Annotated in this window: 18 protein-coding genes and 1 riboswitch; of the genes, 8 read left to right on the top strand and 10 right to left on the bottom strand. The window is 71.1% G+C overall.

Annotated elements, in window-relative coordinates:
* Window positions 1-34: 34 nt before the first annotated feature.
* Complete coding sequence (locus JXZ78_RS25540; RefSeq protein ID WP_030022119.1) at window positions 35-661, top strand: alpha/beta hydrolase family protein; 627 nt, start codon at window positions 35-37, stop codon at window positions 659-661.
* Between the two features lie 112 nt (window positions 662-773).
* On the opposite strand, the gene JXZ78_RS25545 is transcribed toward JXZ78_RS25540, so the two are convergent.
* Window positions 774-1,370 (bottom strand): helix-turn-helix domain-containing protein, encoded by a 597-nt coding sequence (locus JXZ78_RS25545; protein ID WP_030022120.1) that lies wholly within the window; start codon window positions 1,368-1,370, stop codon window positions 774-776.
* A 344-nt stretch (window positions 1,371-1,714) separates the two neighbouring features.
* Here JXZ78_RS25545 and JXZ78_RS25550 point away from each other — a divergent pair, with 344 nt between their 5' ends.
* From JXZ78_RS25550 to def, 4 genes are all read left to right on the top strand, one after another.
* Complete coding sequence (locus JXZ78_RS25550; RefSeq protein ID WP_030022121.1) at window positions 1,715-2,413, top strand: sigma-70 family RNA polymerase sigma factor; 699 nt, start codon at window positions 1,715-1,717, stop codon at window positions 2,411-2,413.
* Complete coding sequence (gene rsrA, locus JXZ78_RS25555; protein ID WP_030022122.1) at window positions 2,410-2,817, top strand: mycothiol system anti-sigma-R factor; 408 nt, start codon at window positions 2,410-2,412, stop codon at window positions 2,815-2,817. Before JXZ78_RS25550 ends, rsrA begins: the two co-directional genes overlap by 4 nt.
* A 583-nt stretch (window positions 2,818-3,400) precedes the next feature.
* Window positions 3,401-4,387 (top strand): tetratricopeptide repeat protein, encoded by a 987-nt coding sequence (locus JXZ78_RS25560; RefSeq protein ID WP_030022123.1) that lies wholly within the window; start codon window positions 3,401-3,403, stop codon window positions 4,385-4,387.
* 209 nt (window positions 4,388-4,596) lie between these two features.
* Window positions 4,597-5,238, top strand: coding sequence for a peptide deformylase (gene def / locus JXZ78_RS25565; protein WP_030022124.1), 642 nt, complete (start codon window positions 4,597-4,599; stop codon window positions 5,236-5,238).
* 24 nt (window positions 5,239-5,262) lie between these two features.
* Here the strand turns inward: def and JXZ78_RS25570 are convergent, their stop codons facing one another.
* From JXZ78_RS25570 to JXZ78_RS25580, 3 genes are all read right to left on the bottom strand, one after another.
* Complete coding sequence (locus JXZ78_RS25570; protein WP_030022125.1) at window positions 5,263-7,167, bottom strand: transglycosylase domain-containing protein; 1,905 nt, start codon at window positions 7,165-7,167, stop codon at window positions 5,263-5,265.
* 155 nt (window positions 7,168-7,322) lie between these two features.
* Window positions 7,323-8,387 carry a ribonucleotide-diphosphate reductase subunit beta gene (locus tag JXZ78_RS25575; RefSeq protein ID WP_030022126.1) on the bottom strand — a complete coding sequence of 355 codons (1,065 nt, stop codon included), beginning with the start codon at window positions 8,385-8,387 and terminating at the stop codon, window positions 7,323-7,325.
* Window positions 8,388-10,826, bottom strand: a complete 2,439-nt coding sequence (locus JXZ78_RS25580; protein WP_030022127.1) for a ribonucleoside-diphosphate reductase subunit alpha — start codon at window positions 10,824-10,826, stop codon at window positions 8,388-8,390. It lies immediately after the preceding gene.
* Window positions 10,827-10,983: 157 nt separating this feature from the next.
* Window positions 10,984-11,148: riboswitch (cobalamin riboswitch) on the bottom strand.
* 320 nt (window positions 11,149-11,468) lie between these two features.
* On the opposite strand from JXZ78_RS25580, the gene JXZ78_RS25585 reads away from it, so the two are divergent.
* Window positions 11,469-12,818 (top strand): TolB-like translocation protein, encoded by a 1,350-nt coding sequence (locus tag JXZ78_RS25585; protein WP_238783364.1) that lies wholly within the window; start codon window positions 11,469-11,471, stop codon window positions 12,816-12,818.
* A 168-nt stretch (window positions 12,819-12,986) separates the two neighbouring features.
* Complete coding sequence (locus JXZ78_RS25590) at window positions 12,987-14,354, top strand: TolB family protein (RefSeq protein ID WP_050502738.1); 1,368 nt, start codon at window positions 12,987-12,989, stop codon at window positions 14,352-14,354.
* A gap of 30 nt (window positions 14,355-14,384) precedes the next feature.
* Here the strand turns inward: JXZ78_RS25590 and JXZ78_RS25595 are convergent, their stop codons facing one another.
* The 6 genes from JXZ78_RS25595 to JXZ78_RS25620 form a co-directional block, all read right to left on the bottom strand.
* Window positions 14,385-14,891, bottom strand: a complete 507-nt coding sequence (locus JXZ78_RS25595; protein WP_030022130.1) for a GNAT family N-acetyltransferase — start codon at window positions 14,889-14,891, stop codon at window positions 14,385-14,387.
* Between the two features lie 56 nt (window positions 14,892-14,947).
* Entirely contained in the window at window positions 14,948-16,582 is a 1,635-nt protein-coding gene (mctP, locus tag JXZ78_RS25600; RefSeq protein WP_030022131.1) for a monocarboxylate uptake permease MctP, read from the bottom strand.
* Window positions 16,579-16,854 (bottom strand): DUF3311 domain-containing protein, encoded by a 276-nt coding sequence (locus JXZ78_RS25605; RefSeq protein WP_078624467.1) that lies wholly within the window; start codon window positions 16,852-16,854, stop codon window positions 16,579-16,581. Before JXZ78_RS25605 ends, mctP begins: the two co-directional genes overlap by 4 nt.
* Window positions 16,855-17,004: 150 nt before the next feature.
* Window positions 17,005-17,220, bottom strand: a complete 216-nt coding sequence (locus JXZ78_RS25610; protein ID WP_033038692.1) for a YbdD/YjiX family protein — start codon at window positions 17,218-17,220, stop codon at window positions 17,005-17,007.
* Entirely contained in the window at window positions 17,217-19,373 is a 2,157-nt protein-coding gene (locus tag JXZ78_RS25615; RefSeq protein WP_078624468.1) for a carbon starvation CstA family protein, read from the bottom strand. The genes JXZ78_RS25610 and JXZ78_RS25615 overlap by 4 nt, the downstream gene beginning before the upstream one ends.
* A 142-nt stretch (window positions 19,374-19,515) precedes the next feature.
* Window positions 19,516-20,274, bottom strand: coding sequence for a GntR family transcriptional regulator (locus JXZ78_RS25620; RefSeq protein WP_030022135.1), 759 nt, complete (start codon window positions 20,272-20,274; stop codon window positions 19,516-19,518).
* A 306-nt stretch (window positions 20,275-20,580) separates the two neighbouring features.
* On the opposite strand from JXZ78_RS25620, the gene JXZ78_RS25625 reads away from it, so the two are divergent.
* Window positions 20,581-21,852, top strand: a complete 1,272-nt coding sequence (locus tag JXZ78_RS25625; RefSeq protein WP_033038693.1) for an extracellular solute-binding protein — start codon at window positions 20,581-20,583, stop codon at window positions 21,850-21,852.
* Window positions 21,853-21,945 lie beyond the last annotated feature (93 nt).

Here is a 21,945-nt window from a genome sequence, read left to right on the forward strand (position 1 = left end):
CCGGACCGCGGACCCGGGGAGGCAGGATGAGGGCGTGAGCGAAACAGTTGAGACCCCTGTGGGTGAGGCGCGCATCACCTGGCACCGGGCGGCGGACGCGCGGGCCGTCCTCGCCGTCAGCCACGGCGCCGGCGGCGGCATCGAAGCACGTGATTTGCGCGCGCTCGCGGCGGAGCTGCCCGCGCGCGGCTACACCGTGGCGCTGGTCGAGCAGCCGTGGCGGGTGGCCGGGAAGAAGCTGGCACCGGCCCCCAAGACGCTGGACGCCGCTTGGACCGCGCTGTGGCCCGCCATGGAGAAGCCCGGCCTGCCGGTCGTCGCGGGCGGACGCAGCGCGGGGGCGCGAGTGGCCTGCCGCACGGCGCGCGGACTGGGCGCGCACGGCGTACTGGCGTTGAGCTTTCCCCTGCACCCGCCGGGCAAGCCGGAGAAGTCACGCGCGGACGAGCTGACCGGTGCCGGGCTGCCGACGCTGGTGGTGCAGGGCGGCCGGGACCCGTTCGGGCGGCCGGCGGAGTTCCCGGAGGGCACCCGCGTCGTCGAGGTGCCGTACGGGGACCACGGTTTCGCCGTACCGAAGAAGGCGGACCTCGACGAGCCGGCGGCGATGGCCGTGATCACGGACGCGGCGGGGGAGTGGCTGGACGGACTGTTCGCCTGACCGGCGGGGATCAGCGGGGATCAGCAGAAATCAGCGGGGGACTGCGGGGACTGGCGGCGGCCGTCGCCAGTCCCCGCGCGCGACCCCCGCACTCCGGCCGGACCGGACCCCTTCACTGCTCCTCCTTGTCCCGGCCGCGCGGCCGGGCCCGTACGTGCATCCGCTCGCCTTGCCGCCCGAAGAGGCTGAGCACCTCCACCGGTTCGCCGCCCGCCGGCCCGAACCAGTGCGGCAGCCGGGTGTCGAATTCGGCCGCCTCGCCGGACCGCAGCACCACCTCCCGGTCCGCGAGCAGCAGCCGCAGCCGCCCGGAGAGCACGTACAGCCACTCGTAACCCTCATGGGTCCGCGGATCGGGCTCGCCCGCCACCGGATCGATGATCAGCTTGTACGCCTGGAGCCCGCCGGGCTGCCGGGTCAGCGGGACGAATGTCATGTGCGCCCTGCGCTGCGGCACCGCGCGCACCCGCGGATCGCCCACCTCCGGCGCGCCGACCAGTTCGTCCAGCGGCACCTGGTGGGCCTGGGCGAGCGGCAGCAGCAGTTCGAGCGTGGCCTTGCGGCCGCCCGATTCGAGGCGGGAGAGGGTGCTCACCGAGATGCCCGTCGTCTCCGAGAGGGCGGTGAGCGTCACCCCCCGGTCCTGCCGCAGCCGCCGCAGCCGCGGCCCCACGTTCGTCAGCACCCGTTCGTACGCTTTGTCGTCCATCTCTTCATTGCTGAAGCGGCAAGCGGTTTTGTCAAGGGGGCCCGGCTGTACGGTCCGGTCCGGCGGGCGCCGTGACGATGCTCACGGGGCGGCTCCGCGATGCGGGAATGACGTGCGGGGTGCGGCTGTTGTGCCGGTTGTAGGAACGCCGAGGGAATCTTCGAGGAAGTGGAGTCCGCCGCATGGGGATCGCTTGCCCAGCCCGCCCGCAGGCCGCTGACCTGCAGTGGTCACAGCTGAGGGGCGCCCAGGCCGCCATGGCTGGAGCGGCGGCGGTACCGGATCGTCGTCTATTCTCCGAATCGAGCGGGTCCGCGTCCGGATCCGTCACGGTGTTGGAGGAGGTGGGTCCGGTCACCGGTACCGACGCAGGGACCGACGGCACGGCTGAGGAGCACGCTGGCCAGGGAAAGCGGGAGACGGACGCCGAGCGCAACGCGCGCTTCGAGCGGGACGCGCTCACCTTCCTGGACCAGATGTATTCGGCCGCGCTGCGCATGACGCGCAACCCGGCCGATGCGGAGGACCTGGTTCAGGAGACGTACGCGAAGGCGTACGCGTCCTTCCACCAGTTCCGTGAGGGGACGAACCTCAAGGCGTGGCTGTACCGCATCCTCACGAACACCTTCATCAACTCCTACCGCAAGAAGCAGCGCGAGCCCCAGCGCAGTGCCGCCGAGGAGATCGAGGACTGGCAGCTGGCGCGCGCCGAGTCGCACATGTCCACGGGCCTGCGGTCCGCCGAGTCCCAGGCGCTGGACCACCTGCCCGACTCCGACGTGAAGGCCGCGCTCCAGGCCATCCCGGAGGAGTTCCGCATCGCGGTCTATCTCGCGGACGTCGAGGGCTTTGCGTACAAGGAGATCGCCGACATCATGGGTACACCCATCGGCACGGTGATGTCCCGTCTGCACCGCGGCCGGCGCCAACTGCGCGGCATGCTGGAGGATTACGCCCGTGAGCGTGGGCTGGTCCCCGCCGGGGCAGGCGCTGCGTCCGCGCAGTCGTCGCAGTCGCACGATCGGAAAGGCTCGGGATCATGAGCTGCGGAGAGCCGCACGAGAAGGACTGCTCAGAGGTCCTCGACCACCTGTACGAGTACCTCGACCGGGAGATGCCGGCCGGTGAGTGCGAGAAGTTCCAGGAGCACTTCGACGAATGCTCGCCCTGCCTGGAGAAGTACGGGCTGGAGCAGGCCGTCAAGAAGCTCGTCAAGCGCTGCTGCGGCCATGACGACGTCCCGGTCGACCTGCGGTCGAAGGTGATGGGCCGGATCGACCTGATCCGCGCGGGCGAGGCCGTGCCCGAGCAGAGCGTGCTCGAACAGGCCAAGCAGGAGCAGGCTGCGGCCCGCGCCGCCGCGGCCGCCAAGGCCCCCGAGCAGGCGACCGGGCCCGGCCCGGACACCACGCTCGACGCGCGTGGTGAGACCGCGCGGGCCGAATAGCGCGGCGTATCACCCCAAGGGGTGAGGGGCGGGACGGTTCGTCCCGCCCGATCCACTGATCCGCCCTCGCACCGCCGGATTCGTCGCGGCCGCGCCGCCCACCGGCTGCCCTCAGAGGCTCAACTCTCCTGACCCGGACCGCCGTTGCCGTACGGCGGGCCGCCGTATCGAACGTCCTGCCGCCTGCCTCGGCGGCCTCCCTCGAAGAGCACTCGGCCCGTGAGGGTTCCGCTTCCGGACTCCCGCGCCGTCGCACGACCGATCCACGGCGGACCCGTGGACTGCTCCGTGGGGAGATCCACGTACAGATCCCCGCAAAGGCCCGCGCAAGCTCATGGAACCGATGGGTAATGAGCGGCCCCGGAGATGGGCATGGTTGGATGCGAAGGAACCCCCACGAACGGGGATTCAGGGGGACGGCGAAAGGCAAGGAGCCGGTGAGGGGGACGGCGGCGGGCCGCGTGCGGCGCGGCAACCGGGCTGAGCCCGGCGGCAATCTGTGGCAGGTTGTCGAGTGGGCCCTCGAACGGCCCCCGGCCTCCGTCCGGGGCGGCATCCAGGAAGCAACCAGCAGGCGGGAATCGTGAAGATCTTCGGCAAGGTACGGCACCGGCCCTCCGCCTCGTGGCGGCAGGCGACCGACCGCGCTTTCACGCTGATCGGTGACGGCCGTTACGAGGACGCGGGCGCGCTGCTGACGCGGGCGGCCGACATGGAGCCGTGGCTGTCGGAGTCCTGGTTCAACCTCGCGCTGCTGCACAAGTTCCGGCACGACTGGGAGCAGGCGCGCGCCGCCGGACTGCGCGCGGTCGCCCTGCTGGACCGCGAGGCCGGCGCCCCCGACTGGTGGAACGTGGGCATCGCCGCCACCGCCTTGCAGGACTGGCCGCTGGCCCGGCGCGCCTGGCAGGCGTACGGCCTGAAGGTCCCCGGCGAGGGCTCGCCGTCCGCCGCACCGGTCGGCATGGAACTGGGCAGCGCCGCCGTGCGCCTCTCGCCCGAGGGCGAGGCCGAGGTGGTCTGGGGCCGCCGGCTGGACCCGGCCCGCATCGAGGTGCTCTCCATCCCGCTGCCGTCCTCCGGGCGGCGCTGGGGCGAGGTGGTGCTGCACGACGGTGTGCCGAACGGCGAGCGCACGACCGCGGCCGGCCCGTCCTTCCCGGTGTTCGACGAGATCGAGCTGTGGGCGCCTTCCCCGGTCCCCACCTGGGTGGTGCTCCTGGAGGCCGCCACGGAGGCCGACCGGGACGCCCTGGAGCGGCTGGCCGCCGACGCGGGCTTTGCCGCCGAGGACTGGTCGTCGTCCGTACGCCTGCTGTGCCGTACGTGCTCGGAGAGCCGGATGCCCAGCGACGAGGGCGAGGGCGAGCACCTGGACCCGCACGACCACAGTGAGCCGGGCCACCCGGGCCCGCTGGGCCACCGCACGGCGGGCTCCGGCTCGCTGTGGGTGCCGGAGCGCGAGTGCGGTATCGCGGCCCCCGCCGGGCTGGTGCGCGGCCTGCTGGACGGCTGGGTCGCGGACAGCCCGGACACCCGTGAGTGGCGGGACCTCGAAGAGGTCTGCTGACGGCGGGCCGTACGGCGCTCACGCCTCGCGCCCGGCAGCCGGTCCGTACCGGCGCCCTGTACCCCGCGCGCCCCGGCGCCCGGCATCCCGCGAGCCCCGGCGCCCGGCCGGAACCGGACGCGGTCTCCGAGAGCCCGCAGGGCGCCCCGCGTAGGCTGGAGGGCGAGTATTTCGGGTTTCCAGGTTTTCTAGGAAGGCGTACGGCGGAGATGGCGCAACAGCCTGTTTTTGACCACAACGAGGAGCGGGCGGCGGAGGGCTTCGTCGACGACGTCACCGGCGCGGCGGAGCGGGAGGAGGCGCACCGCGAACGCGGCACGTCCCGCCCGATCACCGTCGTCGGCAACCCGGTGCTGCACAAGGAGTGCAAGGACGTCACCGAGTTCGACGACAAGCTCGCCCAGCTCGTCGACGACATGTTCGCCAGCCAGCGCACGGCCGAGGGCGTGGGCCTGGCCGCCAACCAGATCGGCGTGGACCTGAAGGTCTTCGTCTACGACTGCCTGGACGACGAGGGCGTCCGGCACGTCGGTGCGGTCTGCAACCCGGTCCTGGACGAGCTGCCGGTCGAGCGTCGGATGCTGGACGACTCGAACGAGGGCTGCCTGTCGGTGCCCGGCGCGTACGCGGAGCTGGCCCGCCCGGACTACGCGGTCGTCCGCGGCCAGGACACCGAGGGCAACCCGATCGTGGTCCAGGGCACCGGCTACTTCGCGCGCTGCCTCCAGCACGAGACCGACCACCTGTACGGCTACCTGTACATCGACCGGCTCTCCAAGCGCGACCGCAAGGACGCGCTGAAGCAGATGGCCGAGCGCGAGCCGCGTTACCCCGTCGTCGCCAACGACTGAGCCGCTGCTCGCCCCGGCCCCCGCTCACTTCGCCGTACCAGAGGCGTACGCGGTGGCGTACGCGCCCCAGATCCGGGGCGGTATCCCGTTGCCGAACAGCCGGGCGTCGCCGCCCACGCCCTCCATGGGCAGCAGCCGCGGCGTCCCCGGCTTGGCGCGGAAGACGGTGACGGCGGTGGTCAGCCCGCCGCCGGGCGCGCCGTCGTTGCCGATGAACCACGCCGACCGCATGCGGTCGGCGGGTCCGGTGCCACCGGCGGTGACCCCTTGCGGCAGCTTGGCGACGGTCTCCTGGGGCAGCGACTTCCAGGCGAAGGACCGCAGCGTGAAGTTGACGCTGCGGGCCGCCGCCGGGGCCAGCACGCGGCGCGGTGCCGGCGGCTCTAGGCCCGGCAGCGGCTTGCCGTCGTGCACGACCTTGGTCACCGAGTACGGCTCGGTCCGGTTGCCGCCGCTGCTGAACAGCGCGTACGCGCCGGCCAGCCGGATCGCGCTGGGCGTGGAGGTGCCGAGCGGGAACGTCGGCTCCAGCCGGGCCAGGCTCTCCTTGTGCAGGCCCGCTTCGACGGCCAGGTCCCGGATCTTCTCCAGTCCGAGGCGCTTGCCTGCGCTGACGAACGGCGGGTGGGCGGAGGTCACCAGACCCTCGTACAGGGCGGACGGCAGGGCGGCGGCCGACGACGGCCCACCGTCTTGGGGAGCGGCCTCCGCGGCTTCGCCGCTGCCCTCGCGGAGGGCGGTGGCCAGCACGAACGGCTTGAAGGCCGAGCCCGCCGGCACACCCGCGGTGTCGGCGTTGTTCGCGAAGTGCTTCGTCGCGTCCGGACCGCCGTAGAGCGCGACGACCGCGCCGTCCCGCGGCCGTACGGACGCGGCGCCGAATTCCACGTACGTGTCGGCATCACGCTTCTTCGGATCGATGCCGCGGCGCCGTTCGTCCTCCACCGCTTTCGTGAGCAGCGCCACCTTGTCCTTCTCGAAGGTGGTGTGGACGCGGTAGCCGCCGCGGGCCAGATCGCGGTCGGTCAGATCCGTACGGCTCCTGAGGTATTTCTTCGCGGCGTCGACGAGATAGCCGGTCTGGCCTTTCTGGCTGGTCGGTGTGACGGGTTGGCGCGGCTCCGGGAACGTCGTGTAGCGGGCGCGCTCCTCCCGGCTCATCAGGCCGGTCTCCACCTCACGGTCCAGAATCCATTTCCAACGCTCCACCGCCCGCTGGTGGTTGGCGTCGCTCAGTGCCGGATCGTACTGCTCGGCGCCCTTGAGCAGCGCGGCCAGCGCCGCTCCCTGGCTGGGGTCCAGGCTCTTGGCGGGAATGCCGTAATAGGCGTTCGCGGCGGCCTGGATGCCGAACGAATTCCGGCCGAAATAACTGGTGTTGAGGTACCCCTGCAAGATCTCCGACTTGGACTTGCGGTGGTCCAGCTTCAGCGCGATGAAGAATTCCTTCACCTTGCGCTTGAGGGTCTGGTCCTGCGAGAGGTACGTGTTCTTCACGAACTGCTGGGTGATGGTGGAACCGCCCTGCGCCTCCTGGCCCTGGGCCATGTTCACCGCGGCGCGGGCGATCCCGGAGAGCGAGACGCCGGAATCGGAGTAGAAACTCTCGTTCTCGGCGGCGATGACGGCGTGTTCGACGGAATCGGGCACCTGGGCGAGCGTGACGTTCTGCCGGTTGACGGCGCCCTCGCTCACCATCTGGCTGCCGTCCGCCCAGTAGTAGACGGTGGCTTCCTGGCGCGAGGCGGCGTTCTCGTCCGGGATGTCGACCTGTGCGTAGACGGTGACGAAGAGCCCGGCGAGACCGGCCGCGCCGACGGCGGCGGTGCCGAGCTGCTGTCTCCAGGACGGCAGCCAGCGGCGCCAGCCGCCGCGGCCCTGGCGGGGATAGTCGATGAACCGTTTCCTCGGTTGCTCGCTGCCCTTCATGCAAGGGGAGAGCCGGCGGGCCGGGGCAGGGTTGCCGTCGCCCGCACGTTGTCATCGACTCATCAAATCCGATCCGGATTCGTCGGACATAAAGAAACGGACGGTGCCGGTCCGCCCTCGGGGACCGGCACCGCCCGGCTGCTCGGGCCGCCGGATCAGAACTCGTCGTCGAAGGAGACCGAACCCTCGACGGCGACCTGGTAGGCCGAGGCGCGCCGCTCGAAGAAGTTGGTCAGCTCCTGGACGTTCTGCAGCTCCATGAAGGAGAACGGGTTCTCCGAGCCGTACACCGGCGCGAAGCCGAGGCGCTGCAGGCGCTGGTCGGCGACGCACTGGAGGTACTCGCGCATCGACTCGGTGTTCATGCCCGGCAGGCCCTCGCCGCACAGGTCACGGCCGAACTGGAGCTCCGCCTCGACGGCCTCCTTGAGCATGTCGGTGACCTGGCCCTCCAGCTCGTCGTCGAAGAGGTCCGGCTCCTCCTCGCGCACCGTGTCCACGACCGAGAACGCGAACTCCATGTGCATGGTCTCGTCGCGGAAGACCCAGTTGGTGCCGGTCGCCAGGCCGTGCAGCAGACCGCGCGAGCGGAACCAGTACACGTACGCGAAGGCGCCGTAGAAGAAGAGGCCCTCGATGCAGGCCGCGAAGCAGATCAGGTTCAGCAGGAAGCGGCGGCGGTCGGCCTTCGACTCCAGACGGTCGATGGACTCGACCGAGTCCATCCACTTGAAGCAGAACTCGGCCTTCTCGCGGATGGAGGGGATGTTCTCCACGGCGGCGAACGCGGCCGCGCGGTCCTCCGGGTCGGGCAGGTAGGTGTCCAGCAGCGTCAGATAGAACTGGACGTGCACGGCCTCCTCGAACAGCTGCCGGCTCAGGTAGAGCCGCGCCTCGGGGGAGTTGATGTGCTTGTACAGCGTCAGGACGAGGTTGTTCGCCACGATCGAGTCGCCGGTCGCGAAGAACGCGACGAGCCGGCCGATCATGTGCTGCTCGCCGGGCGACAGCTTGGCGAGGTCGGCCACATCGGAGTGGAGGTCGACTTCTTCCACCGTCCAGGTGTTCTTGATCGCGTCCCGGTAGCGGTCGTAGAAGTCCGGGTAGCGCATCGGGCGCAGGGTCAGCTCGAAGCCCGGGTCGAGGAGGTTCTTGCTGCCGGTGGTGGCGGTGTGCGAGGCGGCCGCGGTCGTCTCGTTCTTTTCAGGTGCGGTAGTCATTTACTGGCATGCCTCGCAGGACTCGGGGTTTTCCAGGGAGCAGGCGACGGCCTCGGGGTCGGCCGCCTGGGCGGGGACGGGAGCGGTCTGCGCGCCCCCGCCCGTACCGCGCGCGGACTGGGCGATACGGGTCGCCGGCCGCGAGCGGAGGTAGTAGGTGGTCTTGATGCCGCGCTTCCAGGCGTACGCGTACATCGAGCTGAGCTTGCCGATGGTCGGCGACGCCATGAACAGGTTCAGCGACTGGCTCTGGTCGAGGTAGGGCGTACGGTCCGCCGCCATGTCGATCAGCGCGCGCTGCGGGATCTCCCAGGCCGTGCGGTACAGCGCGCGGGTCTCGGCGGGAATCCAGTCCAGCTCCTGCACCGAGCCGTTGGCCTCGCGCAGTGCGTCACGGGTGCGGGCGTCCCACAGGCCCAGCGCCTTCAGCTCCTCGATCAGGTACGCGTTGACCTGGAGGAACTCGCCCGACAGCGTCTCGCGCTTGAACAGGTTCGAGACCTGCGGCTCGATGCACTCGTACACACCCGCGATGGACGCGATGGTGGCGGTCGGCGCGATGGCCAGCAGCAGCGAGTTGCGCATACCGGTCGCCGCGATACGGGCGCGCAGCGCCGTCCACCGGTCCGCCCAGCGGGGCTCGGCGTTCGGGTAGTGGTCGGGGTGCAGCACGCCGCGGGCCGTACGGGTCGCGGACCAGGCCGGGTGCGGGCCGTGCCGCTCGGCGAGGTCGGCGGACGCCTCGTACGCCGCGAGCATGATCCGCTCGGAGATGCGGGTGGACAGCTCCCGCGCCTCGGGCGAGTCGAAGCCCAGCCGCAGCCGGAAGAAGACGTCCTGGAGGCCCATCAGGCCCAGGCCCACCGGGCGCCAGCGGGAGTTGGAGGTGCCGGCCTGCTCGGTCGGGTAGAAGTTGATGTCCACCACGCGGTCGAGGAAGGTCACCGCGGTACGGACCGTGGCGTCCAGCCGCTCCCAGTCCATCTCGCCGTTGTCCCCCAGATGGGCGGCGAGGTTGACCGAGCCGAGGTTGCAGACGGCGGTCTCGCCGTCGTCGGTGACCTCCAGGATCTCGGTGCACAGGTTCGAGGAGTGCACGACCTTGCCGGGCTCGGCGGTCTGGTTCGCGGTGCGGTTGGCGGCGTCCTTGAAGGTCATCCAGCCGTTGCCGGTCTGCGCGAGGGTGCGCATCATCCGCGAGTACAGGACACGGGCCGGCACCTGTTTGACGTAGCGGCCCTCGGCCTCCGCCTTGCGGTACGCGGCGTCGAACTCGTCGCCGTACAGGTCCACCAGCTCGGGCGCGTCGCTGGGGGAGAACAGCGACCAGTCGGCGTCCGCCTCGACGCGGCGCATGAACTCGTCCGGGATCCAGTGCGCGATGTTCAGGTTGTGGGTGCGCCGGGCCTCCTCGCCCGTGTTGTCGCGCAGCTCCAGGAACTCCTCCAGGTCCGCGTGCCAGGTCTCCAGGTAGACGCAGGCGGCGCCCTTGCGCCGGCCGCCCTGGTTCACGGCCGCGACCGAGGCGTCCAGGGTGCGCAGGAACGGCACGATGCCGTTGGAGTGGCCGTTGGTGCCGCGGATCAGCGAGCCGCGGGCCCGGACCCGGGAGTACGACAGGCCGATGCCGCCGGCGTGCTTGGACAGCCGGGCCACCTGGTGGTAGCGGTCGTAGATCGAGTCCAGTTCGTCCAGCGGGGAGTCCAGCAGGTAGCAGGAGGACATCTGCGGGTGCCGGGTGCCGGAGTTGAACAGCGTCGGCGAGGAGGGCAGGTACGACAGGGTGCTGGTCAGCCGGTACAGCTCGGCGACGTCGGCGAGCGCCCGCTCGCTGTGGTCCTCGGCCAGGCCGCAGGCCACCCGCAGCAGGAAGTGCTGCGGGGTCTCGATCACCTGGCGGGTGATCGGGTGGCGCAGCAGGTAGCGGGAGTGCAGGGTGCGCAGGCCGAAGTAGCCGAACCGGTCGTCGGCGCCGTCCGTCAGGGCGCGCTCCACCAGCTCGTCCAGGCGGGCCGCGTGGGTCCGTACGAACTCCGCCGTGCTGTCGGCGATCAGGCCCTCGCGGTGGCCGACGGCGACGGAGGCGGAGAAGGCGGTCGCCCCCTCCGCGGCCGCCTCCTCCGCGATGGCGCGGGTCAGCAGGCGGGCGGCCAGCTTGGAGTACTGCGGCTCGTCGCCGATCAGGCCGGCCGCGGCCTCGGTGGCCAGCGAGCGCAGCTCGGCCTCGTCGGAACCGGGGTGGCGGCCGCGCAGCGCGGCGGCGGCGATCTTGCCCGGGTCGGTGGCGGGCAGGTCGACGGTGAGGTCGGTCAGCGTGCGCAGCAGGGCGGCGCCGGGGCCGTCCGCGGCCTGGCCGCCGGGGCCCTGCTGGGGCTGCGTGTCCTTCGCGGGCTGCACGACCTGCTCGGCTGCTGCGGGCTCCGTTGGCGCGATGGTCACGTGCTGCTCTCCCTCACTCGGCGGGGGCCTGGGGAGGGCACGGGGCGCGTACGGGCGTGCGGCACCCCCGGCACGGCAAGGGGCACGCGGGCACACCGCGCAGCGTCCACCGGTCCAACCCGCGAGACCCGGACGTATCGACGTCCGCGCCGGTCCTGGCGCGGGCGTACTGTGGGCAGGTCTTCGGACTCACGGGTGCGGTTCGCGCACTTCGTACACCGTTGCGGGACAGTTCCGGATTCGCACCGGATTCCCCTGCGACGACAGCGAGCACGAGCATACATCTTGTGCCGCCTCGTGCACCCACCCCCATATCTTGTGTCGCGTTGGCGCGGGGATGTCCGGAGCCGTGGTATTCGGCGGCCGTTGCGGGGCGGATTCCCGGGGTTTTCCGGGGCCTCCGAGAGGGTGTCACGCGGCGGCTCCGGGGCTGTTCCCGGGGGTTCCGCGGCCGTTCGCCGGGCCGTTCGCCGGGTCGTCCGGCGGGCCGTTCTGCGCGGCCTGGACGGGGGCTGATGCAGGGGGCGTATTGGTGGCGCGGAATGTCCTGGGCGCGTTGACCGGGACCCCTGGAGCGTATTGGCTCCTTGTCTGCTCCGTCGGTCCGGCGGGGCGGGTGGGGGCCTTGTGCGAGGGGGGAACATGCGAGGAACCGGTGCGGCACGCGGCGCCGTGCGCGTCGTGGGGCTGATGGCGGGGGTGTGCGCCGTGGCGGGGGTGCTGCCCGCGTCACCGGCGGCCGCCGCGGGGCGGGCGGCGCCGGCCACCGAGCGGGTCAGCGTCGCCGCGGACGGGACGCAGGGAAACGGTTTTTCAGGCGATCCGACGCTCAGCGCGAACGGGCGGTTCGTGGCCTTCACCTCGGAAGCCACCAACCTGGGGCCCACGGACACCAACGGCCACCAGGACGTCTACGTCAAGGATTTACGGACGGGAAAGGTCGACCTGGTCAGCGTCGCCGGTGACGGCACGCCCGGCGACGCTCTCTCCGGATCGCCCGAGATCAGCGCCGACGGGCGGTATGTGGCCTTCTACTCCGGCGCGACGAACCTGGTCCCCGGCGACACCAACGGCGAGGGCGATGTCTTCGTCCACGACCGCCGCACCGGGCGCACCGTGAGCCCCACGGCCGGCGCCGGGACGTCCCCGTACGGATACGGGGTCCAGGACTTCGCCCTCAGCGGCGACGGCCGCCGCCTCGTCTTCGGCTCCTACCGCCCGGACCTGGTGCCCGGCGACACCAACGAGCGCCTGGACATCTTCGTCCACGATGTGCGGAAGGGAACGACGCGACGGGGCAGCGTGGCGAGCGACGGCACCCAGGCGAACGCCGCGTCCGCGTTCCCGTCGATCAGCGCCGACGGCCGCCGGATCGCGTTCACCTCGAAGGCGACGAATCTCACCCCCGCCGGGCCCGGCTTCCGCCGCCCGCCGCCGCAGGACCCCCTGTACGTCCACGACGTGGACACCGGGCGCACCCGCGCGGCGAGCCTGAGCACCACGGGCGCCGTGGTCGGCGTGTCGCCGTCCCCCCGGATCGGCCCCGACGGCCGGTACGCGGTCTTCTCCGCCCTGGCCGCCGACGTGGTGCCGGGCGACACCAACGGCACGTACGACCTCTTCGCCCGCGACCTGGAGCGCGGCACCACCCGGCTGCTGTCCCGCGCGCACGACGGCGCCCAGGGCGACGGCTGGTCCTCCGACGGGCGGCTCAGCGCCGGCAACCAGCGGCTCTTCTTCACCTCGGCGGCCACCAACCTGGTGCCCGGCGACACCAACGGCCAGGTGGACGGCTTCGTCCGCGACCTGCGCACCGGGCGGGTCGAGCGGATCAACGTCGGCGCGGACGGCGGCCAGTCGGCGTCCTGGACGAACACCGCGGCACCGGATGCCACCGGACGGCTGGCGGCCTTCGACTCGCGCGACGAGGGGCTGGTGCCCGGGGACACGAACACGACGGGCGATGTGTTCGTCCGGCGGCTGGAGCACTGACGCACCGACGCACCGACGCACCGACGCACCGACGCACCGACGTACCGACGCACCGACGCACCGGCGCCGGGGCGCTCGGCCGGAACCGGCGTACGGCGCGCCGCCGCCAACCGGACATCGACGTACCGAACCCGGACATCGGCGTACCGACCAGGAGGGGAACCCACCATGAGGACCACCCGCACCACCGCGCGAAGAATCGCCGCCGTGACGGGCGTGTGCGCGCTCGCCGCGCTGCTGCCCGCGACGACGGCCGGCGCCCGGACCCCGCCGCCTTCCGGCACCGAGCGGGTCAGCGTCACCGCCGAGGGGGCGCAGGCCGACGACGGCTCGTCCGGCGCGGCGATCAGCGCCGACGGACGGTACGTCGCCTTCACCTCCGACGCGAAAAACCTGGTGCCCGGCGACACCAACGGCAGGTCGGACATCTTCGTGAAGGACCTGCGGACGGGCGCCGTCCAGCGCGTCAACGTGGCGAGCGACGGCACCCAGGCCACTTCCTGGTCGTCCACCCCGTCCCTCAGCGCCGACGGGCGGTATGTCGCCTTCGCGTCCGACGCGGCCGACCTCGTGCCGGGCGACACCAACGCCGACACCGACATCTTCGTCCACGACCGCCGGACCGGACGGACCGAGAGCGTCACCCTCGACGGGCGGCCCCCGCAGGGCAGGCAGGGCAACCAGATGCCGGTGATCAGCGCCAACGGGCGGTACGTGGCGTTCGCGTCCAGCCGCGAGGACCTGGTGCCCGGCGACACCAACGGCGCCCAGGACATCTTCGTACGCGACCGGAAGACCGGCACCGTGACCCGGGTGAGCGTCTCCGTCACCGGCGGCGAGCAGGCCGCCGGCCCCTCCGCCAGCCCGGTGATCAGCTACGACGGCCGCAAGGTCGGCTTCATCTCCAAGGCGTCCAACATGCCCCCGAAACCGGCCCGGGCCGCGGCCGCCCGCCAGGAGGCCGACCCGCGCAGACCGCACAGCTACCCGTTCTTCCTGCACGACCTGGACACCGGCCGCACGAGCGTGGCGAGCCTCAGTTCGGCCGGTGAGCCGGTGGGCGCCTGGAACGCCTCGCTCAGCCCCGACGGCCGCTACGCCATCTTCTCCAGCCAGTACGGCGACGTGGTGCCCGGCCACCCGACGGGCCGCCCGGACCTGTTCGTCCGCGACCTCGCCAAGGGCACCACGGAGCAGATGAGCCTCACCCCCGACGGCAAGCAGCCGGTGTCCGGGTCCTCCGGCCAGGGCGTGCTGTCCGCCGACAACCGCCGTCTGTACTTCCAGTCCTCGTCCCCCGACCTGGTGCCCGGCGACACCAACGGCGCCCAGGACATCTTCGTCCGCGACCTGCGGGCCGGCACCGTCGAGCGGGTCAGCGTCGCCACCGACGGCACCCAGGCCCAGGGCTATGCCTCCAACGCCTCCACCGACGCCACGGGCCGCCTCGTCACCTTCGACTCCAACGCGCCCGACCTGGTCCCGGGCGACACGAACGGAGCCACGGACGTGTTCGTACGGCGGGTGAGGCCGTAACCCCGTACCCCGGGCCCCGGCCGTCCGTCCCTAGGCCCTGTCCAGGTCGCAGGTGAACGCCCACAGCTCGACGCCCGGCACCGGCGCCCAGTCCCGCTCGGGTATCCGGGTGAACCCGATGCGCTCGTACACCCGATGGGCCTTCTCGACGTGCGGCATCGTGGAGAGCACCATGCGGGACAGGCCGAGGGAGCGGGCGCGGTCCATGCAGGCGCGAACCAGCGCCTCGCCGATGCCGCGCCCGCGGCCGCCGGGGGCGACGGCCAGCATCCGGAACTCGCCCTCGTCGGGAGCGGCTATCTCGGCGTACGGGCTGCCGGGGGCGGCGAAGGTCACCACCCCCAGCACCGCGCCGTCGGCGTCGACCGCCGTCAGCACCTCGGCGTGCTCCGCCCGCGGCGCGACCTCGCGCAGCTTGCCCGCATACGGGTCGTCGGCCCCGAACGCCAGCAGCCCGTCCGCCGCGTAGGCCGCCACGAGGAGTTCGCCGATCGCTTCGAACTCCTCCGGCCGCGCGGCCCTGATCGTGATGTCCATGAGCCCAGTGTGCACCGGGGGTCTGACAACGGGCCCCCGGCGACGCACCCGGCCCCTCAGTGCCCCGCCGGGACCCCGGCCGTGACCGGCGGCGGATCCGCCTGGACGCCCTTGTCGCCCACGTCCGCCGTGTAGTCCTCCGGGGAGGTCTCGTCGACGCCGTCCGGGGCCTTCGTGGCCCGCAGGACCACCGTGAGGACGACGGTGACCAGCACGTTCAGGACGAACGCGGTCAGCCCGATGTAGCCGATCTCGCCGATGCCGGGGATCTCCGCGCTGGAGCCGCCGAAGTGCTTCTGCGTGGGGCTGGCCACCCCGTACGCCGCGAGCGTGCCGTAGACCATGCCGGCCGCCCAGCCGGCCAGCAGCGCCCACCGGTGGAACCAGCGGGTGAACAGGCCGCCGACCAGGGCCGGCATCGTCTGCAGGATCCAGATGCCGCCCAGCAGCTGGAAGTTGATCGCGACGGTCTTGTCCATCGTCAGGACGAAGACCAGCGCACCCACCTTCACCAGCAGTGACACCAGCTTGGCCACCTTGTGCTCCTGTGCGGGCGTGGCGCCGGGCCTGAGGAAGTCCTTGTAGATGTTGCGGGTGAACAGGTTCGCCGCGGCGATGGACATGATCGCGGCGGGGACGAGGGCGCCGATGCCGATCGCGGCGAACGCCACGCCCGTGAACCAGTCGGGGAACATGTCCTCGAACAGCTGCGGGATCGCCAGCTGCCCGTTCTGCACCTTGATCCCGGCCGCCACCGCCATGAAGCCGAGCAGCGCGAGCAGCCCCAGCATCAGGGAGTACAGCGGCAGGATGGTGGTGTTGCGGCGGATCACGTTGCGGCTGCGGGAGGACAGCGTCGCGGTGATCGAGTGCGGGTACATGAACAGCGCGAGCGCCGAGCCGAGGGCCAGCGTCGCGTACGCCCACTGCGCGTTCGGCCCGCTCGCCAGTTCGCCGCGTGGCTTGCCGGTCGCCGGATTCGGCTGCGCGAAGGTGTCCTCGGCCACCGAGAAGATGTGCTCGAAGCCGCCCAGCTTGATCGGGATGTAGATGATCGCGACGATGATGACCAGGTAGATCAGTCCGTCCTTGACGAACGCGATCAGCGCGGGCGCCCGCAGCCCGGAGGAGTAGGTGTACGCCGCGAGCACCCCGAAGGCGATCAGCAGCGGCAGGTCCTTGACGAACCAGTGGGTGTTCTCGCCGCCGCCGACGCCCATCACGTCCAGCACCGCCTGGATGCCGACGAGTTGCAGCGCGATGTACGGCATCGTGGCGAGGATGCCGGTGAGTGCCACGGCCAGCGACAGGCCCTTGGAGCCGAACCGGCCGCGCACGAAGTCGGAGGTGGTCACGTACCCGTGCTTGTGCGAGACCGACCACAGCCGGGGCAGGAAGGTGAAGATCAGCGGGTAGACCAGGATCGTGTACGGCACCGCGAAGAACCCGGCCGCGCCCGCCGCGTAGATCGCCGCGGGTACGGCGACGAAGGTGTACGCGGTGTAGAGGTCGCCGCCCAGCAGGAACCAGGTCACCCAGGTGCCGAAGCTGCGGCCGCCCAGGCCCCATTCGTCGAGGTTGTCGGACTGCGCGGCCTTGCGCCAGCGCGCCGCCAGGAAGCCCATGACCGTGACGGCCACGAAGAAGAAGATGAAGACGGCGAGCGCGACGCCGTTCACGCCGTCCTTCACCGCGACGCACCTCCCTTGCGCAGCCGCTGCTCACGCTGGACCAGCTTGTAGGCGATCATCGTGAGCGCGGTCGAGATCAGCACCCACAGCATCTGGTACCAGTAGAAGAACGGGATGCCGACGAGCGTCGGCTCCACCTTGGCGTACGAGCCCACCCACAGCATCGCCACGAAGGGCGCGACCAGGCACAGCCCGGCGATCACGCGGCTGGGCGTGACGACCGGGGCGGCTCTGCCCGCTGGTGTTCCGGCTGATTCGGAAGGCTCTGGCATGGCCGTGGCTCCGTTCCCTGGCGGTCCCTTGGTGATCACGCGTGCAATGGGCAGGAAATCTAAGCCAGGGAAGTTGTACGCGTCACTACCTGTCCGCATATCGGTACGGCAACGACGCCCGCCGCCTCCGCCGCGGCCGGCCCCGCCGCCTCAGCAGCAGCGGAAGCCGGAGCGGGGGTCGCCCTCGCGTGCGGCGGCCCGCTGCCGCTCGAACTCACGGCGGCCGGGCACCGGCGCGTCGGGAGCGTGCTGCCGGACATGCGCGACGTACCGCTCGTACGCGCTCTCGCCGGTCAATTCCCGTACGTACCAGCGCATCCAGCGCAGCCCGCGCCGGGCCGCCGCCACGGCCGGCGCCGCGCTCACGGCCCGCTCCGCTCCGCGGCCGCCAGCTCCGCCTTCTCCTCCTTGGAGGCCACCAGCCCGGCGGGCGCGACGATCGCCGACCGCACGTACGGGGCCTCGCTGAGCCGGGTCGCCGCGGGGTCGCGCAGATGGCGTACGCAGACCCGGGCGGCGTCCGCGATCACCACCACGATCAGCAGGGCGAGCACCGCCGACAGCACGCCGTCCACCGTCGAGTTGGTGACCACCGTGTGCATGTCGTCCATGGTCTTGGCGGGCGGCAGCACCTTCCCGGCGTCGATGGCGTCCTGGTAGACCGCACGCTGCGTGAAGAAACCGACCTTGGGGTCGCCGGAGAAGACCTTCTGCCAGCTCGCGGTGAGCGTCACGGTGGCGTCCCAGACGAGCGGCACGCCCGTGATCCAGGCCCACTTGAAGCGGCCGGACTTCACCAGCAGGGTCGTGCAGACGGTCAACGCGACCGCCGCCAGGAGCTGGTTGGCGATGCCGAACACTGGGAACAGCTGGTTGATGCCGCCGAGCGGCTCGTGCACGCCGACCCACAGGAAGTAGCCCCACAGCGCCACCACGGCCGCGCTGCACAGCACCAGCCCCGGCTTCCAACTCACGCGGCGGAACGGCTTGTAGACGTTTCCCAGCATGTCCTGGAGCATGAACCGGCCGACCCGGGTACCCGCGTCCAACGCCGTGAGGATGAACAGCGCCTCGAACATGATGGCGAAGTGGTACCAGAACGCCTTCATCCCGGCACCGCCGAAGACCTGCGAGAAGATGTCCGCGACCCCGACGGCGAGGGTGGGCGCGCCGCCCGTACGGGACAGCAGGGTGTGCTCCTCCACGGCCTTGGCCGCGGCCGCCAACTGGTCGGGGGAGATGCTGTATCCGAACTGGGCGACGGCCTGGGAGGCCGACTGCACGGTGTCGCCGATCACCCCGGCCGGCGCGTTCATCGCGAAGTACAGCCCCGGGTCGATGATCGACGCCGCCACCAGGGCCATCACCGCGACGAACGACTCCATGAGCATCGAGCCGTAACCGATCATGCGGATCTGGGTCTCCTTCTGCACCATCTTGGGCGTGGTGCCGGAGGAGATCAGCGCGTGGAAGCCGGAGAGCGCGCCGCAGGCGATGGTGATGAAGACGAACGGGAAGAGCGACCCGGCGAAGACCGGGCCGTCACCGCGCCCGGCGAAGTCCGTGACCGCGTCCATCCTGAGGTTGGGCACCGTGACCAGCACGCCGACCGCCAGCAGGCCGATCGTGCCGATCTTCATGAAGGTGGAGAGGTAGTCGCGCGGTGCCAGCAGCGTCCACACGGGCAGGACGGAGGCGATGAACCCGTACGCCACCAGCCAGACGACCAGCGTCCCCGGCTCCAGCGTGAAGGTGTCGGCCCAGGAGGAGTCCGCGACCCAGCGGCCCGCGACCAGTGCGAGCAGCAGCAGCGCGACACCGATCAGGGAGACCTCGGTGACCCGGCCGGGGCGCAGGACCCGCAGGTAGAAGCCCATCAGCAGGGCGATGGGGATGGTCATGCCGATGGAGAAGGTGCCCCAGGGGGACTGGGCGAGCGCGTTGACGATGATCAGCGCCAGCACGCCCAGCAGGATGATCATGATGGCGAAGGCGGCGAGCAGCGCGGCGGCGCCGCCGGCCACACCGATCTCCTCGCGCGCCATCTGCCCCAGCGACCGGCCGTCGCGCCGGGTGGAGAAGAACAGCACCACCATGTCCTGCACGGCGCCCGCGAAGACCACCCCGACGATGATCCAGATGGTGCCCGGCAGATATCCCATCTGGGCGGCGAGCACCGGTCCGACCAGCGGCCCGGCGCCCGCGATGGCCGCGAAGTGGTGCCCGAGCAGCACTCGCCGGTCGGTGGGGTGGAAGTCCACGCCGTCGTTCAGCCGCTCGGCGGGCGTGGCGCGGGTCCGGTCGAACTTCAGTACGCGGGTCGCGATGAACCGCGCGTAGAAGCGGTACCCGATGGCGTACGAGCCGAGGGCGGCGGCCACCATCCAGGCGGCCGAGACCTCCTCGCCGCGGGACAGCGCGAGCAGCGTCCAGCCGGCGGCGCCGACCAGCGCCACGGCCGTCCACAGCGCGATCCTCCGGGGATTGGCGGCACTTCGAGGTCTGCCTGCTGGGCGCACCTGTACGTCCTCCCGTCGACGCGACGACGGAAGGACCGTAGAGGCAGGAGGGCGGCTCGCGCCATACCCCGGCAGACGGTGCGTCGGGCCCGGGGCGTACGGCCGCGGACGGCGGACCGTACGGCAGCGGGCCCGGCGCCCGTCAGTCGGCCGGCCGCCGCAGCCGGGCCACGAACTTGTAGCGGTCGCCCCGGTAGACCGAGCGCACCCACTCCACCGGCGCGCCCTCGGCGTCGAGGGAGTGCCGGGAGAGCATCAGCATCGGCAGGCCCACGTCCGTACCGAGCAGTCCGGCCTCGCGCGGTGTGGCCAGCGAGGTCTCGATCGTCTCCTCCGCCTCGGCCGGCCGGACGTCGTAGACCTCGGACAGCGCCGTGTAGAGCGAGGTGTACTTCACCAGGTTGCGGCGCAGCGCGGGGAAGCGCTTCGCCGACAGGTGGGTGGTCTCGATGGCCATCGGCTCGCCGCTGGCCAGCCGCAGCCGTTCGATGCGCAGCACCCGGCCGCCGGCCGTTATGTCCAGCAGCCCGGCCAGGCGGTCGTCGGCCGTGACATAGCCGATGTCGAGCAGTTGCGAGGCCGGTTCCAGACCCTGGGCCCGCATGTCCTCGGTGTAGGAGGTAAGTTGCAGGGCTTGTGAGACCTTGGGTTTGGCGACGAACGTACCCTTGCCCTGGATGCGTTCCAGCCGGCCTTCCACGACCAGTTCCTGGAGGGCCTGGCGTACCGTGGTGCGGGAGGTGTCGAACTCCGCGGCCAGGGTCCGCTCCGGCGGGACCGGCGTGCCCGGGGGCAGCGTCTCGGTGATCTCCAGCAAGTGGCGCTTGAGGCGGTAGTACTTGGGCACTCGGGCGGTACGCGCGCCGCCGCCGTTGTCCGCACTGCCCCCGTCGGTCTCCATGACCCGCCTCTCCGACTCCTGTCGCGCTGCCGTCACCGGCTCCTCCGTACGTAGCGGCTCATCGTGGCACGGGTGGGGTCCCGATGCTCCCTTGCTGGTCCGTGCCCGCTCGCGGGGCCTGACGCCAACGTAGCGTCTGCCCTGCGGACGGACGCCGCCGTAGCGGCGACAGGCCCCAGATGTCGGTCCGGTAACGGACCTGACAGCGACTCTTATACACCCTTGACACCCCAAAAGGTCTAGGCCAAGCTGCGGGCACTGGTCTAAACCATTAAAGACCACTCACGGTTTTCAGGGGAGAGCGCAATGAAGCGTGGACTCATAGCGGCGACGGCAGTCGCGGGAATGTTGGTGAGTGTCGCTGCCTGTGGGTCCGGCGACAGCAAGACGGCGGGGGCCTCGGACTTCAAGGGCAAGAAGCTCATCGTCTGGGTCATGGACGGCTCCAACCCGGCGCAGTGGACCAAGCAGGTCTCCGAGGACTTCAAGAAGAAGACCGGCGCCACGGTCGAGTTCCGCATCCAGCAGTGGAACGGCATCCAGCAGAAGCTGACCACCGCCCTCTCCGAGAGCAGTCCGCCCGACGTCGTCGAGATCGGCAACACCCAGACCGCCGCGTACGCCAAGGCCGGCGCCCTCGCGGACCTGGGCGACCTGAAGAAGGAGATCGGCGCCGACTGGACCGACTCCTTCAACAAGGCCGCCATGGCCGACGGCAAGCAGTACGCCCTCCCCTGGTACGCGGGCAACCGCGTGGTGATGTACAACAAGAAGATCTGGGCGCAGGCCGGCATCAAGGAACTGCCCAAGACCCGCGCCGAACTCTTCAAGGCCTTCGACACCATCAAGCAGAAGACCGAGGCCGAGCCGCTCTACCTCCCCGGCCAGAACTGGTACTTCTTCGACGGCCTGACGATCGGCACCGGCGCCGACCTGGTCAAGAAGGAAGGCAGCAAGTGGGTCTCCAACCTCGGTGACCCCAAGGTCTCCAAGGCCATGGACATCTACAAGCAGTACCAGGCCTTCAGCACCGCCCCGAAGAACAAGGACGAGGCCACCCCGCAGCAGGCCGAGATCTTCTCCAAGGGCAAGACCGGCGCCATCATCGCCATGGGCTACGAGGGCCCCACCGCCGTCAAGGCCAACCCGGCCATCAAGGACGACATCGGCTTCTTCCCCATCCCGGGCGAGACCGCCGACAAGCCCGAGGGCGTCTTCCTCGGCGGCTCCAACCTCGCCGTCGCGGGCGGCGGCCAGAACCAGGAACTCGCCAAGGAGTTCCTGAAGGTCGCGCTGTCCAAGAAGAACGACGCACAGATGGTCAAGGAGGTCGGCTGGAGCCCGAAGTCCCCCGACCTCGCGTCCGCCGCCAAGGGCAACCCGGCAGCCGAGGCCGCCGCGCCCGGCGCCGCCAAGTCCAGCGGCACCACCCCGCTGATCCCCGAGTGGGCCCAGGTCGAGAACACGCCGAACCCGATCAAGGCGTACATGACCGCGGTGCTCAACGGCAAGGCCCCCGCGGACGCCGCCAAGGACGTCGAAGGCGAGATCAACAAGCGGCTGGCCCAGAAGCAGTGACCGACGGCGTGCCGCGCGGTCCGGTTCGTACGGACCCCTGACGGCACGCCCCGGCACCAGAAACGCGGTCCCCGCGGCGGCGCCAGCCGCGGG

It is taken from the genome of Streptomyces monomycini, from assembly GCF_022271435.1.
GTDB classification, from domain to species: domain Bacteria; phylum Actinomycetota; class Actinomycetes; order Streptomycetales; family Streptomycetaceae; genus Streptomyces; species Streptomyces monomycini.

Excerpts from the sequence above, each read along its gene's own strand:
- JXZ78_RS25545 (WP_030022120.1), bottom strand. The coding sequence starts at position 1,370 with ATGGACGACAAAGCGTACGAACGGGTGCTGACGAACGTGGGGCCGCGG.
- JXZ78_RS25575 (WP_030022126.1), bottom strand. The coding sequence starts at position 8,387 with ATGACTACCGCACCTGAAAAGAACGAGACGACCGCGGCCGCCTCGCAC.
- JXZ78_RS25595 (WP_030022130.1), bottom strand. The coding sequence starts at position 14,891 with ATGGACATCACGATCAGGGCCGCGCGGCCGGAGGAGTTCGAAGCGATC.
- rsrA (WP_030022122.1), top strand. The coding sequence starts at position 2,410 with ATGAGCTGCGGAGAGCCGCACGAGAAGGACTGCTCAGAGGTCCTCGAC.
- JXZ78_RS25590 (WP_050502738.1), top strand. The coding sequence starts at position 12,987 with ATGAGGACCACCCGCACCACCGCGCGAAGAATCGCCGCCGTGACGGGC.
- JXZ78_RS25585 (WP_238783364.1), top strand. The coding sequence starts at position 11,469 with ATGCGAGGAACCGGTGCGGCACGCGGCGCCGTGCGCGTCGTGGGGCTG.
- JXZ78_RS25620 (WP_030022135.1), bottom strand. The coding sequence starts at position 20,274 with ATGGAGACCGACGGGGGCAGTGCGGACAACGGCGGCGGCGCGCGTACC.
- JXZ78_RS25605 (WP_078624467.1), bottom strand. The coding sequence starts at position 16,854 with ATGCCAGAGCCTTCCGAATCAGCCGGAACACCAGCGGGCAGAGCCGCC.
- JXZ78_RS25625 (WP_033038693.1), top strand. The coding sequence starts at position 20,581 with ATGAAGCGTGGACTCATAGCGGCGACGGCAGTCGCGGGAATGTTGGTG.
- JXZ78_RS25570 (WP_030022125.1), bottom strand. The coding sequence starts at position 7,167 with ATGAAGGGCAGCGAGCAACCGAGGAAACGGTTCATCGACTATCCCCGC.
- def (WP_030022124.1), top strand. The coding sequence starts at position 4,597 with ATGGCGCAACAGCCTGTTTTTGACCACAACGAGGAGCGGGCGGCGGAG.